Source organism: Streptomyces sp. NPDC002032 (assembly GCF_042890765.1).
GTDB lineage: Bacteria > Actinomycetota > Actinomycetes > Streptomycetales > Streptomycetaceae > Streptomyces.
In genome coordinates, this window is record NZ_JBIASM010000007.1 from 98,767 (window position 1) to 113,383 (window position 14,617).

Consider the following 14,617-nt stretch of genomic DNA (forward strand, 5'->3'; position numbering starts at 1 on the left):
CACGGAATGACGATGAGACTGACCGGAAGCCCCCAAACCCTCCCTGAGACCGCCCGAGGGGACACCGCTCCCCACCCCACCGGCCCGCAGGCAAGGGGGCGGGTGGGCAGCCGCCGGCCCGCCCCGGGGTGTCGAGGGGGAGATGACGGGCCCGCGCCGCGAGCCGCGTGCGCGCGTGCGTCCACCCGCGCCGCAAGGCCCGTACCCCCGCCCCGTCAGAAGGCCGGGCGTTCCGGGTCCAGGGTGGCTCGGCCCGTCGTGGGGGAGGAGGGGTCCGCGAAGCGGCGTGGGGGGATGCGGCCCGCGCGGTGGGCCAGGCGGCCCGCCGTGACGGCGTCCCGCATGGCCGCCGCCATCAGGACCGGCACCTGCGCCCGGGTCACCGCCGAGGCGAGCATCACCGCCGCGCAGCCGAGTTCCATCGCGAGGGCGGCGTCCGACGCCGTCCCGGCCCCGGCGTCCAGGATCACCGGCACCCCGGCCCGCTCCGTGATCAGCTCGAAGTTGTGCGGATTGCGGATCCCGAGCCCGGACCCGATGGGGGACCCGAGCGGCATGATCGCCGCGCAGCCCACGTCCTCCAGCTTCCGCGCCAGCACCGGGTCGTCGTTCGTGTACGGGAGCACCGTGAAGCCCTCGTCGACCAGGATCTCCGCGGCGTCCAGCAGCTCTACGCCGTCCGGCAGGAGGGTCCGCTCGTCGGCGACGACCTCCAGCTTGATCCAGTCGGTGCCGAGCGCCTCCCGCGCCAGCCGGGCCGTGAGCACGGCCTCGCCCGCGGTGAAGCAGCCCGCCGTGTTCGGCAGGACGGCGATGCCGAGCCGGTCCAGGACGGACAGGACCGAGCCCTGCACCGTCGGGTCCAGGCGGCGCATGGCCACGGTGGTGAGCTCGGTGCCGGAGGCGACCAGGGCGCGTTCCAGCACGTCCAGGCTCGGGGCCCCGCCCGTGCCCATGATCAGGCGGGAGGTGAAGGTCCGGCCGCCGAGGGTGAAGAGGTCGTCCGCCATCGCCGTCAGCCCCCCTGCACCGCGGTGAGGACCTCGACCCGGTCGCCGTCGCCCACCGGGGTGTGCGGCCAGCGCCCCCGGGGGACGACCGTCTCGTTGAGCGCGGCGGCCACGCCGGAGGGGGCGGCGGTCAGGGTGGCGACCACGGCGTCGAGCGTGGTGCCGGCCGCGACCTCGCGCGGCTCGCCGTTCACGGAGATGGTCATGCGTAGGACTCCTGACGCGTGGTGGAGAAGCGGCGCGGGGTGAAGGGGCGGGCGATCTCCGGCACGGAGCCGGTGGCCAGCAGTTCCGCCATCACGTCGCCGGTGAGGGGGGTCAGCAGCACCCCGTTGCGGTAGTGCCCGGTGGCCAGGTGCAGCCCGGGCAGCTCGGTCGGGCCCAGCAGGGGCGCGTTGTCGGGGGAGCCGGGGCGCAGTCCGGCCCGGGTCTCGACCAGCGGGAGTTCGGTGATGCCGGGCACCAGGTCGTGGGCGTCGCGCAGGAGTTCGTAGACCCCGCCGGCGGTGACCGTGGTGTCCCAGCCGAGTTCCTCGCTGGTGGCGCCGACGACCAGTTCGCCGTTCTCGCGCGGCACCAGGTAGACGTGGCTCCCGCGCACGACGGCCCGTACGGTCCGGGACAGGAACGGCGCGTACGCGGCGGGCACCGACAGCCGCAGCACCTGGCCCTTCACGGGCCGCACCGGCACCGCCACCTCCGGCGGCACCCCGGCCAGCCGTCCGCTGAGCGACCCCGCGGCGAGGACGCTCTGGCCGGCGCGCAGCTCCGTACCGTCCTCCAGTACGGCGCCCAGCGCACGGTCGCCCCCGGTCAGCAGCCGGGCCGCGGCCGCCCGGTGCACCGCGACGCCGGCCCGCTCGCAGGCGGCGAGCAGCGCGGCGGCGAGCCGGCGGGGGTCCACCTGGTGGTCACCGTCGACGCGCAGCCCGCCGCGCACGCCCGGGGCCAGCATCGGCTCCAGGCGGCGGCACTCGCGGCCGGTGAGCCACTGCGAGTCCAGCCCGCAGCGGCGCTGGAGGGCGTGGAGTTCCCGCAGGTGGAGGCGGTCGTCGGCGTCGAGGGCGACGGCGAGGGTGCCGCAGGCCCGGTAGCCGATGTCCAGGCCCCCGCTGGCTTCCGCCAGTTCGGCCGCGAACTCGGGGTAGCGGGCGGCGGAGGCCACGTTGAGCCCGAGCAGGGTCTCCTCGCCGTAGTGCAGTTCGGTGACGGCGGCGAGCATGCCGGCCGCGACCCGGGCGGCGCCGCCGCCGGGGTCGGGGTCGGCCAGGGCGACGCGCAGTCCGCGCCGGGCGGCCCGCCAGGCGGTGACCAGGCCGATGAGGCCGCCCCCGATGACGAGGACGTCGGTTCCCGTCCGGGATGCCCCGGATGTTCCGGATGAGTGCATGGGCGTCCAGCCCCTCCCTTCGCCGGCATGACCCGGATCAGGTTCGTACGGTCGGAGGCCGTCCAGCCTCCCTCTCAGCCCGGTGCGCCCGGACTCCCGCGATAGGTACGGTGGCCAGACTAACCCCGCCGCGGGTGGCGGGTAAGGCTGCCTCCCCGCGCCGCGCGCCCGCGCCGCCCACCCGCGCCGCCGCCCCTGCCGCCCCGATCCCGCCCGCCCCTTGTTCCTGACGGGCCGTCAGTTCATTAGGCTGGGCGCGTGAGCGAGCAGACGCAGCAGACGAAGCCCGGTGTCGTGATCGTCGGCGCCGGAATGGCCGGGGTGCAGACCGCGGTGGCCCTGCGGGAACAGGGCTTCACCGGCCCCGTGACCCTCCTGGGCGCCGAACCCCACCAGCCCTACGACCGGCCCCCGCTGTCCAAGGCGGTGCTGCTCGGCAAGGCCGAGGACTCCGCGTTCGACGTGGCCTTCGACGTGGACTTCGAGGACCTCCGCATCGACCTGCGCCTGGGCGTCGAGGTCACCGGCGTACGGGCCGCCGAGCGCGAACTGGACACCCCGGCCGGCCCCCTCCCGTACGAGGTCCTCGTGCTGGCCACCGGCGCCGAGCCGCTGACCCTGCCCGGCGCCGCCGGCGTCCCGGGCGTGCACCTGCTGCGCACCCTCGACGACGCCGTCCGGCTGCGCCCCGTCCTGGCGGCGGCCCCCGACCTCGTCGTCGTCGGCGCGGGCTGGATCGGCGCCGAGTTCGCCACCGCCGCCCGCGGGGCGGGCTGCGCCGTCACGGTGGTCGAGGCGGCGGACCGGGTCCTGGCCGGGGCCCTGCCCGCCGAGGTGGCCGCCCCGATGGCCCGGTGGTACGCCGAGGCCGGCGCCACCCTGATCACCGGCGCCAAGGTGGCCGCCATCGAGGGGGGCGTGGTCCGGCTCGCCGACGGCCGGGAACTGGCGGCCGGGGCGGTGGTCGTCGGCATCGGCGCCCGCCCCGCCACGGCCTGGCTCGACGGCACCGGCATCGAGCGCGGCCCCGACGGCTCCATCACCGCCGACGCCCACCTGCGCACCTCCCTGCCCGGGGTGTACGCGGTGGGCGACTGCGCCTCCTTCCCGTCGGCCCGCTACGGGGCCCGCCTGCTGGTCCACCACTGGGACAACGCCCTCCAGGGCCCCCGGGCGGTCGCGGCGAACATCCTCGCCGGGGAGCCCGTCCAGGCCTACGACCCCGTGCCCTACTTCTGGTCCGAGCAGTTCGGCCGCTTCGTCCAGTACGCCGGCCACCACGGCGGCGCCGACACCCTGCTGTGGCGCGGCGACCCGGCCGGCGCCGCCTGGTCGGTGTGCTGGCTGCGCGGGGGCGCGCTCGTCGCCGTCCTGGCCGTGGGCCGCCCCCGCGACCTGGCGCAGGGCCGCAGGCTCATCGAATCGGGCGTCCCCGTAGACCCGGCCAGGGCCGCCGACCCGGCCGTCCCGCTGAAGTCCGCGACGGCCTGACGCGGCCCCGCCGCCCCGCCGGGCGCCCCGCCTGCCGCCCCGCCCGTCGCCCCGGGCGGGGCGCCCGGCCGGCCCCCGGCAGACCCCCGGCGACCCCCCGGCAGACCCCGGACGGGGCCGCTCGGGTACCGGTGGTCAGTCCGAGATGGCAGGCTTGTGCCCGTGACCGAGATTGACGCAAAGATCGACGCCCTTGTCCCCGCCTGGCTGTACCTCCCCGACATCGCGGAGATGCTCGACATCGAAGTGACCCGGGTCCGCCAGCTGGTCAAGGAAGGTCAGCTGCTCGCCGTGCGCCGCGGCGAGAACCGCTCCCTCCAGGTCCCCGCCGCCTTCATCGACGGGGACAAGATCGTCAAGGGCCTGCCCGGCCTGCTGACCGTGCTCCGCGACGACCGCTTCACCGACGCGGAGATCCTGGAGTGGCTGTTCACCGCCGACGACACCCTGCCCGGCACCCCGGTGCAGGCGCTCAGCGAGAATCGCGGCACGGAGGTGAAGCGACGCGCCCAGGCGCTCGCCCTCTGACCGGCTGATCCACCGGCGTACGGGCCCACCGGGGCCCGTACGCCACCACCACGGGGGGTACACCCATGCAGCAGCTGTCCGACGCCCGGCTCTACCTGTGCACGGACGCCCGCAAGCGTCAGGGCGACCTCCCCGAATTCCTCGACGCCGTCCTCTCCGGCGGGGTCGACATCGTCCAGCTCCGCGACAAGGGCATGGAGGCCGGTGAGGAACTCGACCACCTCCGGGTCTTCGCCGAGGCCGCCCGCCGCCACGGCAAGCTCCTCGCGGTCAACGACCGCGCCGACGTCGCGCACGCCATCGGCTCCGACGTCCTCCACCTCGGCCAGGGCGACATCCCCGTCCCCGCCGCCCGCGCCATCCTCGGCCGGGAGGTCCTCATCGGCCGGTCCTGCCACGCCGAGTCCGAGGTCGACGCCGCCGTCGCCGAACCCGGCGTGGACTACTTCTGCACCGGCCCCTGCTGGCCCACCCCCACCAAGCCCGGCCGCCACGCCCCCGGCCTGGACCTCGTCCGCCACGCCGCCTCCCTGGACCAGCCCCGCCCCTGGTTCGCCATCGGCGGCATCGACGCCGGCAATCTGGACGAAGTGCTCGACGCCGGAGCCACCCGGGTGGTCGTCGTCCGGGCCCTGACCGAGGCCTCCGACCCGCACGGCGCCGCCCACGAACTCTCCAAGCGGATCCGCGCCCGCCTGGTTTAGTGTCCAAAAAGGTGTCCAGTTACTGGACACCGCTTCGGCGTGCGCGACGGCCCGTCTAACCTGCCGGTATGGCCTTTGGTACCGCTTCCACCTGGTCGGACCGTGCACACACGGTCCGCGACCTCCTCGCGTCCGGGCGCTCGTACTCCTTCGAGTTCTGGGCCCCGAAGACCGAGAAGGGCGAGCGCAACCTCTGGAACGCCCTGCGCCGGATCGAGGCCGTCTCCCCGAGCTTCGTCTCGGTCACCTACGGAGCCGGCGGCTCCACCCGGGGCGGCACCGTACGCGCCACCCAGCAGATCGCCGCCGACACCACCCTGACCCCCGTCGCGCACCTGACCGCCGTCGACCACTCCGTCGCCGAGCTGCGCCACGTCATCGGCCAGTTCGCGGACGCGGGCATCCGCAACATGCTCGCGCTGCGCGGTGACCCGCCGGGCGATCCGATGGGCACCTGGGTCAGGCACCCCGAGGGCGTGGACTACGCGGCCGATCTGGTCCGGCTGCTCAAGGAGTCGGGCGACTTCTGCGTGGGCGTCGCCGCCTTCCCCGAGATGCACCCGCGTTCGGAGGACTGGGACACGGACATCCGGCACTTCGTGGACAAGTGCCGCGCGGGCGCCGACTACGCGATCACCCAGATGTTCTTCGATCCCGAGAATTATCTGCGGCTGCGCGACAGCGCCGCGAAGGCGGGCTGCGAGACCCCGATCATCCCCGAGGTCATGCCTGTTGTGGGCATCCGGCAACTCGACCGGCTGCCCCAACTGAGCACCGCGGTCTTCCCCGCGGACGTGAAAGAGCGCATGCTCGCCGTCAAGGACGATCCGGCCGCTGTACGCTCCATTGGCATCGAGTTCGCCACGGAGTTCTGCGCGCGGCTGCTGTCCGAGGGTGTCCCGGGGCTGCACTTCATCACGCTGAACAATTCCACGGCGAGCCTCGAGATCTACGAGAACCTGGGCCTGCACCAGCGGGCCTGAGCGGCCGCCCCCCGTTCCCGCGCCGGCGGCCGTACCGAGAGGGGCCTTGCATGGGAATGACGGTCCTCTACATCGCGTTCGGCATCGTCGCGCTGTGGCTGCTTGCCGAGGTCCTGATGCAGTACAAGGCCCGGCTGCGCTGGCGCCTGCTCGCCTTCGCCGGGTTCGCCGGCGTCGTCGCCGGGGTGGTGCTGCCCTCGGTCCTCGTGATCGCCGTGGGCGCGACCGCCTTCGCCGTCGGCCAGACCCTCGTGACGCTCTCCTTCCGCAAGGGCTTCGTGGCCGGCTGGGCCCTGCGCCGCGGCGGCGAGCCCGTCCGGCGGACCCAGAGCCGCCGCCGCAAGGGCGGCGCCGCGCCGCGGCCCGAGCCCGCGCTGGAGGTCACCGGACTGGAGTACGGGCACCGCGGCCAGGACCAGGACACGGACCGCGCCGAGCACCACGACGGCGACGGCGACGACGTGTTCACCCCGCAGCCGGTCCCCGAGGAGACGGGGTCGTACGGGATACAGAGTTTCGCCCCCCGGCAGCCCGACGCCACCGACGGCTTCGCCCCGGCCTTCGCCCCGGCCGAGCAGGACCCCCACCAGTACGCGGCCTCCTACGACCCCCAGCAGGGCCAGGGCGGTTACGACTACACCGGCTACCAGGGCGGTGAACAGCAGGTCTACGCCGCCTACTCGGACCCGTACATCGGCACCGGCGGCGCGGTCGGCCCGCCCGCCCCCGACAACTACCCCGACTACACGGCCTACACCGCCTACCCGTCCTACGCCGACCCCGCGCAGCAGTACTCCACGGACACCCCGCCCGGCGGGGTCTGGGTCCCGCAGCAGCGCGCCGCCGACGCCCCGGCCGGATACCCCGAGCAGGACCGGCAGCAGCCGCCGCAGGGGTACCCGTACCAGCAGGGCGACGGCAACGGGAACGGCAACGGGAACGGGAACGGGAACGGCGAGTACGAGCAGTACCGCTACTGACCCGCCGCTCCGGGGCTCACCGGCTCACTGCGAGCCCCGGAAGCCCTCCCCCTCCACGATGAGCCCGGCCACCAGGGCCCCGGTCATCCCGGCGTGCGCCAGCCCGCCGCCGGGGTGCGCCCAGCCGCCCGCGAGGTACAGCCCGGGCAGGGCCGTCGCGTTGGCGGGGTACAGCAGCCGGCCGCCGTTCCCGGCGAGGGCCGGCGGGGGCACCGAACCGCCGAGCGCGCCCGTCGCCGCCTCCACGTCGGCCGGGGTGCGCACCTCCAGCCACAGCAGCCGCTCCCGCAGCCGGGGAACGGCCCGCGCGGCGAGGTCCAGCAGCTTCTCCGGGTCCGGCACCGGGGCTCCGCCCGCGGGGCCGCACACGGCCGTCACGGTGACCGCCTCGTGGTCCGCGTCGGGCCGGGTGGCCGGGTCGTCGGGGCGCAGGACGGTGACGTCCAGTCCGGGGGAATGTACGAGCGTGCGGTGCGCGGCGCCCTCCGTACGGGCCCCACGCAGGGCCAGCAGCAGGGTCAGCCGCCCGGGCACCCCGTCCCCGCGGGCGGGCGCGCCGCCGTGCGGCCAGGACACCGACCCGGCCGGGAGCCGCCGCGGGTCCATCCCGCAGACGACGGAGTCGGCCGCGGCCTCGGTGCCGTCGCCCAGCAGGACCCCGGCCGCCCGGCCGCCCCGCGTCAGGACCTCGCGTACGGGCGTCCCGAAGGCGAAGTCGACCTTCCGCTCCCGGCAGCGCTCGTAGAGGGCGGTGGCCAGCTCGCGCATGCCGCCCCGGACGTACCAGCTGCCGAAGGTCTGCTCCATGTACGGCAGCGCGGCGGCGGAGGCGGGCGTGGCATCGGGGTCCAGCCCGTACGCCCGCACCCGTCCGGCCAGCAGCTCCCCGAGGTGGCCGCCCAGCTCGCGCGCGGCCACCTCGGCCAGCGAGGGCGTGCGGCGGCGCAGCAGTCCGCTGCCGCGCAGGGCCGGATAGGGGTCGCGGCCCAGGACCTGCCAGTCGGGGCGCAGGGGTTCTTCCAGCAGCGGGCGGCGGGTGGCGTCCCAGGTGTCCCGGGCGCGGCCCAGGACGGCGTTCCAGCGCTCGCCCGCCCCCTTGCCGAAGGCCTCGTCGAGGGCGGCCGCGACACCGCCGCGGGAGGCGCCGGGGAGGGTGACGGAGGTGTCGTGGAGGACGTGCCGGACGGCCGGGTCCAGCTGGACCATGTCGACCAGGTCCTCCAGCGGGGCCTTGCCGGTCTTCACGAAGAGGTCGCGGTAGACGGCGGGCAGGTGCAGCAGCCCGGGGCCGGTGTCGAAGGTGAAGCCGTCGCGTGTGAAGCGGCCGACCGATCCGCCGTAGGAGGCACCCCGTTCGTACACCGTCACCTGGTGTCCCGCCACCGCCAGCCGGGCCGCCGTAGCCATCGCGCCCATGCCGGCGCCGATCACCGCAATTCTCGCCATGCGGCTGAGCCTATCGAGCGAGGTCAGGGCATCAGCCCGGTGGTGCCCCGGTACCGGTGCGGACGTCGCCGGCGAGCCGTTTCTCCTCGCGCCGCTGCGCCCGGCGGCGGCGGAAGCGGCGGATCCGGCTCCACAGGTAGACCACCATGGCCAGGCCGATGGCCAGCAGGACGGCCGCGATGATCGCCGCGGCCTGCGGGTTGAACATGGCGAAGGTGATGATGCCGGCCACGCCGAGGTCCTCGGCCGTGCTGACCGCGATGTTGCTGAAGGGCTCGGGCGAGGTGTTGATGGCCATCCGGGTGCCGGCCTTGACGAAATGGCTGGCCAGCGCGGTGGAACCGCCGATGGCCCCGGCGGCCAGGTCGGACAGGGAGCCGCTCTGTCCGGCGAGCAGGGCGCCCACGACGCCGCCCGCGACGGGCCGGATCACGGTGTGGACGGAGTCCCAGAGGGAGTCCACGTACGGGATCTTGTCGGCCCCCGCCTCGCAGAGGAAGAGCACGCCCGCCACGATCAGGACGTCGGGGCGCTGGAGCGAGGCCGGGACCTCGTCGGTCAGGCCGGTGGCGCCGAAGATGCCGAGCAGGAGGACCACGGCGTACGCGTTGATCCCGCTGGCCCAGCCGCTGGTGAAGACCAGGGGGAGGACACTCACCCGCACATCATGCCGCAGGAGGGCCCGGCTGCCGGGGACGAACGCTGAGGGGGCGGCCGCACGCCTGCGGCCGCCCCCTCAGCGGTGGAACGGATACGGGGGCTACTGCCCCTGTTCGTCACGGCGGCGCTGCCACCGTTCCTCGATACGGGTCATCATCGACCGACGCTGCCGGTTCTGGCCGCCACGGGCCGAACCGCCTGCACTTCCGGAGACGGGCTGCTCGCCAGGCTTGGGTGCCTTGCGCCAACCGGTGACGACGAGGACCGTACAGGCCAGCATGACGAGGAATCCCACCACGCTGATCCAGAGCACTTCCTGCCAGATCACACCGGTCATGAGGAGCGCGATACCCACCACAATGCCTGCGACTGCCTGGTAGACCCGTCGCCGGGTGTACGTGCGCAGTCCACTGCCCTCAAGCGCTGTCGCGAACTTGGGGTCTTCGGCGTACAGCGCTCGCTCCATCTGCTCGAGCATTCGCTGCTCGTGCTCCGAGAGCGGCACGGGAGTCCTCCTCATCCGTCGGTCGCGGGGGGTAGCGACCAGGGGTCCCCTTCAGGATAGGCGGGGAATCGCCCCCGTGATACCCGCCCTCTACGCCACATTCTGCAAACCACTGAGTCAAGAAACCATGGAGCAATACGTGAAACGTACCGTCGCCAGCGCGGTCACTGAGGCGCTTATTCCCCAATGAGCTCTCCGGCATGCCGACCGGTGCCTCCGATCATACGTGGCCGGGGGCCGGTTCGGAGGGTGAGCGGGCGAGCCCGTTCGCGCAAAGGCCGCAGATCAGGCGGGCTTCTCGCCGAGGACGTGCAGTTGGGTGGCGACGGCGTGGAAGGCCGGCAGCTCGGCGGCGGCCTCCTCCAGTCGCAGCAGTGCCTCCACGGCCCCGGGCTCCGTGTCGACCAGGACGCCGGGCACCAGGTCGGCGAAGATCCGCACGCCGTGCACGGCGCCGACCTCCAGGCCGGCCCCGCCGACCAGCTCGCTCAGCTGCTCGGCGGTGAAGCGCCGCGGCACCGGGTCGCCGGAGCCCCAGCGCCCGGCCGGGTCGGTGAGCGCGGTACGGGCCTCGGTGAAGTGGCCGGCCAGGGCCCGGGCCAGGACCGCACCGCCGAGACCGGCGCCGAGCAGGCTGAGGACGCCGCCGGGACGCAGGGCGGCGACCGCGTTGGCCACGCCCTCGGCGGGGTCGTCCACGTACTCCAGGACGCCGTGGCAGATCACCACGTCGTACGCCTCCCGCTCGACCACGTCCAGCAGGCCCTGGGCGTCGCCCTGGACCCCGCGCACCAGGTCGGCCACGCCCGCCTCGGAGACCCGGCGCTCCAGTCCGAACAGGGCGTTCGGGCTGGGGTCGACCACGGTCACCCGGTGGCCGAGGTGTGCCACCGGCACGGCGAACTTGCCGGTGCCGCCGCCGGTGTCCAGCACGTCCAGGACGTCCCGCCCGGTCGCCTTCGCCCGGCGGTCGAGGGCCTCCTTGAGGACCTCCCACACCACGGCGGTGCGGAGGGAGGCGCGGGGGCGGGAAGTGTCCGACACGGCTGATGACTCCTCGGCGCGTAAGGGTGGGGGACGGTGCGTGCCCCACCCTATTGCCTCGGCAGACCGGGCAGCTCATCCCGCGTGGGGACGCTCCGGCCGGGGCTGGGGGAGGGGCTGCGCCGGTGGCCCCAGGGCCAGCATCCGCTCCACCAGGCGCAGGAACATCCCGGCCGCCCGTACGAGGTCGTCCGCGTCCCGGGGGCTCGCCGCACCGGCTATCCCCGCCTCGGCCCGGGCCCGGCGGGCGGCGCCCGAGGCGAAGAGGGCGCCCCACTCGCTCAGTTCCGGCGCTATCTCCGGCAGGACCTCCCAGGCGCTGCGGATCCGCGGCCGCCGCCTCGGGTGCGCCGGCTCGGGCCGCCCGCGCGCGGCGAGCACGGCCGCGGCGACGCGCAGCGCGGCCAGATGGGCCGTGGCGTACCGCTCGTTGGGCCGGGGCAGCAGGGCCGCCTCGGCCAGGCCGCCGCGGGCCTTGGCGAGCAGGTCCAGGGCGGCGGGGGGAGCGGCCGACCTGCGCGGGACGGGGTGGACAGGGGACGGGGACGGTGTGGCCATGACGAACCTCCTGTCGTTGCGTGGTGCTCGGCGGTGTTGCGGGTACGCGCATGCGTGGATCCATCGTGGCGCCCCCCACTGACAATCGCGCTGACCTGCGCTTTCGCCCCCAAAGCCCGCCCCGGGTGCGGACTTTGGCCCCGAACCTGGTAGTTTTTGAACTGACCGGTCAGTTCAAAAGAGGTTCAAACGAAGGGGGACGGCGTGGACAGCCCGCACGGCGTGGCCGTCAAGGCCGAGGGCTTCGGACTCAAGGGCCCGCGGGGCTGGGCCTTCCGGGGCGTGGACATCGACGCGGCGCCCGGATCGCTCATCGCGCTCGAAGGACCCTCCGGCAGCGGCCGGACCTGCCTGCTCCTCGCCCTCACCGGGCGGATGAAGCCCACCGAGGGCCACGCCGAGATCGGCCGCCACCGGCTGCCGAAGAAGATGGCCGCGGTCCGCCGGATCACCGCCCTCGGCCCCGTCCCCGGCGTCAACGACCTCGACCAGGCCCTCACCGTCGCCGAGCAGCTGCGCGAGGGAGCCCTGCTCCAGCGCCGCTACGAAGGCCCGGTGCGCGCCCTGCTGCGCCCGCGCGGCGAGCGCCACGCCCGCGCCGCGGCCCGCGTCGACGCCGCCCTGGCCGCCGTCGGACTGGACCTCGCCACCCTGCCCAAGGGGACCCGGACCTCGGTGCGCGACCTGGAGCGGCTGGAGGGCGTACGGCTCTCCCTCGCCCTGGCCCTGCTGGCCGGCCCCCGGCTGGTGGCCGTGGACGACCTCGACCTCAAGCTCTCGGACGCCGAACGCGCCGAGGCCTGGGCGCTGCTCCGCTCGATCGCCGACCGGGGGACCACCGTCCTCGCGGTGTGCAGCGAGGCCCCGGAGGGCGTGACGGTGCTCCGCACCGGCCCCGCCGCGGAGCCCGCCACCGCGGAGCCCGCCGGAGCCGCCGCCGCGGAGCCCGCCGGGCCGACGGCCGTCCTCCACGACGCCGCTCCGAAGATCACCTGGGGCCGGTCCGGCGCCCCCGCGTCCCCCGCGGACGCGGAGGCCGCGGAGGCCGCGGAGGCCGCCACCGCACCGGCCCCGGACAACGACACGGACGGCGCGAAGGACGGCGAGGGCGCGTCCGCCCCCGCCGGCACCACCCACGCAGACACCGAAGACACCGAAGACGCCGAAGACACCGAAGACCCGAAGGGGGCGGACGATGCGCTCGCCGAAACTGGCCGCGCTTGAGCTGAAGCGGTTCGGGCGGGGGAAGCTGCCCCGGGCCGCACTCGTCGCGCTGCTCCTCCTGCCGCTGCTGTACGGAGCCCTGTACCTCTGGTCGTTCTGGGACCCGTACAGCCGCCTCGACAAGGTGCCCGTCGCCCTCGTCAACTCCGACCGGGGCACCACCGTGGACGGCAAGCGCCTCGACGCGGGCGGTGAGATCACCAAGAAGCTGCACGCCAGCAAGACCTTCGACTGGCACGAGGTCAGCGCGGCGGAGGCGGCCGAGGGCCTGGAGGACGGGAAGTACTACCTCTCCCTCACCATGCCCGCCGACTTCAGCTCGAAGATCGCCTCCAGCGGCGGCGCCGACCCCACCACCAGCGCCCTCCAGGTCCGCACGAACGACGCCAACAACTACATCGTCGGCTCGATCTCCCGCACCGTCTTCGCCGAGGTCCGCTCCGCGGCCACCGCCAACGCCTCCCGCGGCTTCCTCGACAAGATCTTCGTCTCCTTCTCCGACCTGCACGACAAGACCGCCGAGGCCGCCGACGGCGCCGACAAGCTCAAGGACGGCGCGGGCAAGGCCCAGCAGGGCGCGAAGGAACTCGCCGACGGCCTGGACACGGCCAAGGAGAAGACGGGCGAACTCACCGGCGGCCTGAAGAAGCTCAACTCGGCCGCCGGCCAGCTGGAGACCGGCACCAAGGACGTCGCCGCCGGCACCCAGACCCTCGCCGACAAGGTCAACGGCGCCGCCGACAAGGCCCGTCCCTTCGTCAAGGACCCCAAGAACCTCGCGGACAGCGCCAAACTGGTCGCCGACACCGCGAAGGTCGTCAACAACCACCTCGGCAAGCTCACCGAGAAGGCCCCCGCGCTCGCCGCCCTCAACAAGCGGGCCGCGACCGAATCCGACAACCTCTACACGAAGTACTGCGTCAGCCCCCCGGCCGGACAGGGCCCCCTCCCGCCCGCCTTCTGCGCCGAGGCGAAGAAGGCCAGGGACGTCACCGCCGAGGCCGCCCTGCTCTCCGGCGACGTCAACACCCTCGTCGGCAACTCGGGCGGCGACATCGACAAGCTCCGCACCCAGCTGAACGACCTGGAGACCACGGCCCGCGAACTCGCCGTCAAGGCCCCCGGCCTCGCCTCGGACCTCGACGCGGCCGTCGCCAAGGTCAACGCCCTCAACAGCGGAGCCCACAAGGTCGCCGACGGCATGGTCCAGCTGCACAGCGGCATCGGCACCGCCGCGGGCGGCTCCGGAGCCCTCGGCGAGGGCGTCGGCAAGCTCGGCGACGGCGCGCACAGCCTCGACGGCGGCATCTTCAAGCTCGTCGACGGCAGCGGCGAACTCGCCGGCGGTCTGCACGACGGCGTCGGCAAGATCCCCGACTACGACCAGCAGCAGCGCGACGCCCGCACCCAGGTCATGGCCGACCCGGTCAAGCTCGCCAACCAGTCCCTGCACAAGGCGCCCAACTACGGCACCGGCTTCGCCCCGTACTTCATCCCGCTGTCCCTCTGGGTCGGCGCGATGGTCGCCTACATGCTGATCGCCCCCCTCAACAAGCGGGCCCTGGCCGTCGGCGCCTCGCCCTGGCGGGTCGCGCTCGCGGGCTGGCTGCCCGTGGCCGGGCTCGGCGCCGCGCAGGTGGGCGCGCTGATGTCCGTACTCCACTGGGGCCTCGGCCTGGAGATGGCCCGCCCGGCCCTCACCATCGGGTTCCTTTTCCTGGTCACCTGCTGCTTCGCGGCCATCGTCCAGTGGCTCAACGCCAAGTTCGGCGCGGCGGGCCGGATCCTGGTGCTGGCCTTCCTGATGCTCCAGCTGACCTCGGCGGGCGGCACCTACCCCGTCCAGACCAGCCCGGGCTTCTTCAACGCCATCCACCCCTACCTGCCGATGTCGTACATCGTCGAGGGCCTGCGCCGCCTCATCACCGGCGGCGACCTCACCCCGGTGTGGCAGGGCTGCGCGGTCCTGGCCGCCTTCACCGCGGGGGCCCTGGCCCTCACCGCGCTCGCCGCCCGCGGCAAGCAGGTGTGGACGATGGACCGGCTGCACCCCGAACTGAGCCTGTAAGGGGCTGTTGACCTGTGAGAATCAGC

General features: G+C 74.2%; 15 protein-coding genes and 1 riboswitch. Of the genes, 7 read left to right on the forward strand and 8 right to left on the reverse strand.

Features of this window, described 5'->3' with window-relative positions:
- Positions 1 to 215 precede the first annotated feature (215 nt).
- The 3 genes from ACFYYT_RS18350 to thiO form a co-directional block, all read right to left on the reverse strand.
- Complete coding sequence (locus tag ACFYYT_RS18350) at positions 216 to 1,010, reverse strand: thiazole synthase (RefSeq protein ID WP_351820829.1); 795 nt, start codon at positions 1,008 to 1,010, stop codon at positions 216 to 218.
- A gap of 5 nt (positions 1,011 to 1,015) precedes the next feature.
- Entirely contained in the window at positions 1,016 to 1,216 is a 201-nt protein-coding gene (thiS, locus tag ACFYYT_RS18355) for a sulfur carrier protein ThiS (protein WP_351820826.1), read from the reverse strand.
- The gene (thiO, locus tag ACFYYT_RS18360; RefSeq protein WP_351820823.1) at positions 1,213 to 2,400 is read right to left on the reverse strand and encodes a glycine oxidase ThiO; all 1,188 of its coding nucleotides are present in this window, start codon (positions 2,398 to 2,400) and stop codon (positions 1,213 to 1,215) included. The genes thiS and thiO overlap by 4 nt, the downstream gene beginning before the upstream one ends.
- A riboswitch (TPP riboswitch) is annotated at positions 2,398 to 2,510 on the reverse strand. (Overlaps the previous gene by 3 nt.)
- 148 nt (positions 2,511 to 2,658) lie before the next feature.
- Between thiO and ACFYYT_RS18365 the strand changes: the two genes are divergently transcribed.
- From ACFYYT_RS18365 to ACFYYT_RS18385, 5 genes are all read left to right on the forward strand, one after another.
- Positions 2,659 to 3,891, forward strand: coding sequence for an FAD-dependent oxidoreductase (locus tag ACFYYT_RS18365; RefSeq protein ID WP_351820820.1), 1,233 nt, complete (start codon positions 2,659 to 2,661; stop codon positions 3,889 to 3,891).
- A gap of 162 nt (positions 3,892 to 4,053) precedes the next feature.
- Positions 4,054 to 4,419: an Rv2175c family DNA-binding protein gene (locus tag ACFYYT_RS18370; RefSeq protein ID WP_351820817.1), complete on the forward strand. Its 366-nt coding sequence runs from the start codon at positions 4,054 to 4,056 to the stop codon at positions 4,417 to 4,419.
- A gap of 65 nt (positions 4,420 to 4,484) precedes the next feature.
- On the forward strand, positions 4,485 to 5,123 hold the full coding sequence (thiE, locus tag ACFYYT_RS18375) for a thiamine phosphate synthase (RefSeq protein ID WP_351820815.1): 639 nt from the start codon (positions 4,485 to 4,487) through the stop codon (positions 5,121 to 5,123).
- A gap of 68 nt (positions 5,124 to 5,191) precedes the next feature.
- The gene (metF, locus tag ACFYYT_RS18380) at positions 5,192 to 6,106 is read left to right on the forward strand and encodes a methylenetetrahydrofolate reductase [NAD(P)H] (RefSeq protein WP_351820812.1); all 915 of its coding nucleotides are present in this window, start codon (positions 5,192 to 5,194) and stop codon (positions 6,104 to 6,106) included.
- Positions 6,107 to 6,156: 50 nt separating this feature from the next.
- Positions 6,157 to 7,086, forward strand: a complete 930-nt coding sequence (locus tag ACFYYT_RS18385) for a hypothetical protein (RefSeq protein ID WP_351820809.1) — start codon at positions 6,157 to 6,159, stop codon at positions 7,084 to 7,086.
- 24 nt (positions 7,087 to 7,110) lie between these two features.
- Here ACFYYT_RS18385 and ACFYYT_RS18390 read toward each other — a convergent pair whose 3' ends face one another.
- From ACFYYT_RS18390 to ACFYYT_RS18410, 5 genes are all read right to left on the reverse strand, one after another.
- On the reverse strand, positions 7,111 to 8,532 hold the full coding sequence (locus ACFYYT_RS18390; RefSeq protein ID WP_351820806.1) for an NAD(P)/FAD-dependent oxidoreductase: 1,422 nt from the start codon (positions 8,530 to 8,532) through the stop codon (positions 7,111 to 7,113).
- Between the two features lie 31 nt (positions 8,533 to 8,563).
- Complete coding sequence (locus ACFYYT_RS18395) at positions 8,564 to 9,190, reverse strand: DUF4126 domain-containing protein (protein ID WP_351820804.1); 627 nt, start codon at positions 9,188 to 9,190, stop codon at positions 8,564 to 8,566.
- A gap of 102 nt (positions 9,191 to 9,292) precedes the next feature.
- The gene (locus ACFYYT_RS18400; protein ID WP_266577690.1) at positions 9,293 to 9,697 is read right to left on the reverse strand and encodes a DUF3040 domain-containing protein; all 405 of its coding nucleotides are present in this window, start codon (positions 9,695 to 9,697) and stop codon (positions 9,293 to 9,295) included.
- Positions 9,698 to 9,982: 285 nt separating this feature from the next.
- On the reverse strand, positions 9,983 to 10,741 hold the full coding sequence (locus tag ACFYYT_RS18405; RefSeq protein WP_351820799.1) for a methyltransferase: 759 nt from the start codon (positions 10,739 to 10,741) through the stop codon (positions 9,983 to 9,985).
- A 75-nt stretch (positions 10,742 to 10,816) separates the two neighbouring features.
- A complete protein-coding gene (locus ACFYYT_RS18410) occupies positions 10,817 to 11,299 on the reverse strand; it encodes an SAV_6107 family HEPN domain-containing protein (RefSeq protein ID WP_351820796.1) in 483 nt (160 codons plus the stop codon).
- Between the two features lie 204 nt (positions 11,300 to 11,503).
- On the opposite strand from ACFYYT_RS18410, the gene ACFYYT_RS18415 reads away from it, so the two are divergent.
- Positions 11,504 to 12,523 carry an ATP-binding cassette domain-containing protein gene (locus ACFYYT_RS18415; protein ID WP_351820793.1) on the forward strand — a complete coding sequence of 340 codons (1,020 nt, stop codon included), beginning with the start codon at positions 11,504 to 11,506 and terminating at the stop codon, positions 12,521 to 12,523.
- Positions 12,495 to 14,591, forward strand: a complete 2,097-nt coding sequence (locus ACFYYT_RS18420; RefSeq protein ID WP_351820790.1) for a YhgE/Pip domain-containing protein — start codon at positions 12,495 to 12,497, stop codon at positions 14,589 to 14,591. The genes ACFYYT_RS18415 and ACFYYT_RS18420 overlap by 29 nt, the downstream gene beginning before the upstream one ends.
- The last annotated feature ends 26 nt before the right edge of the window (positions 14,592 to 14,617 follow it).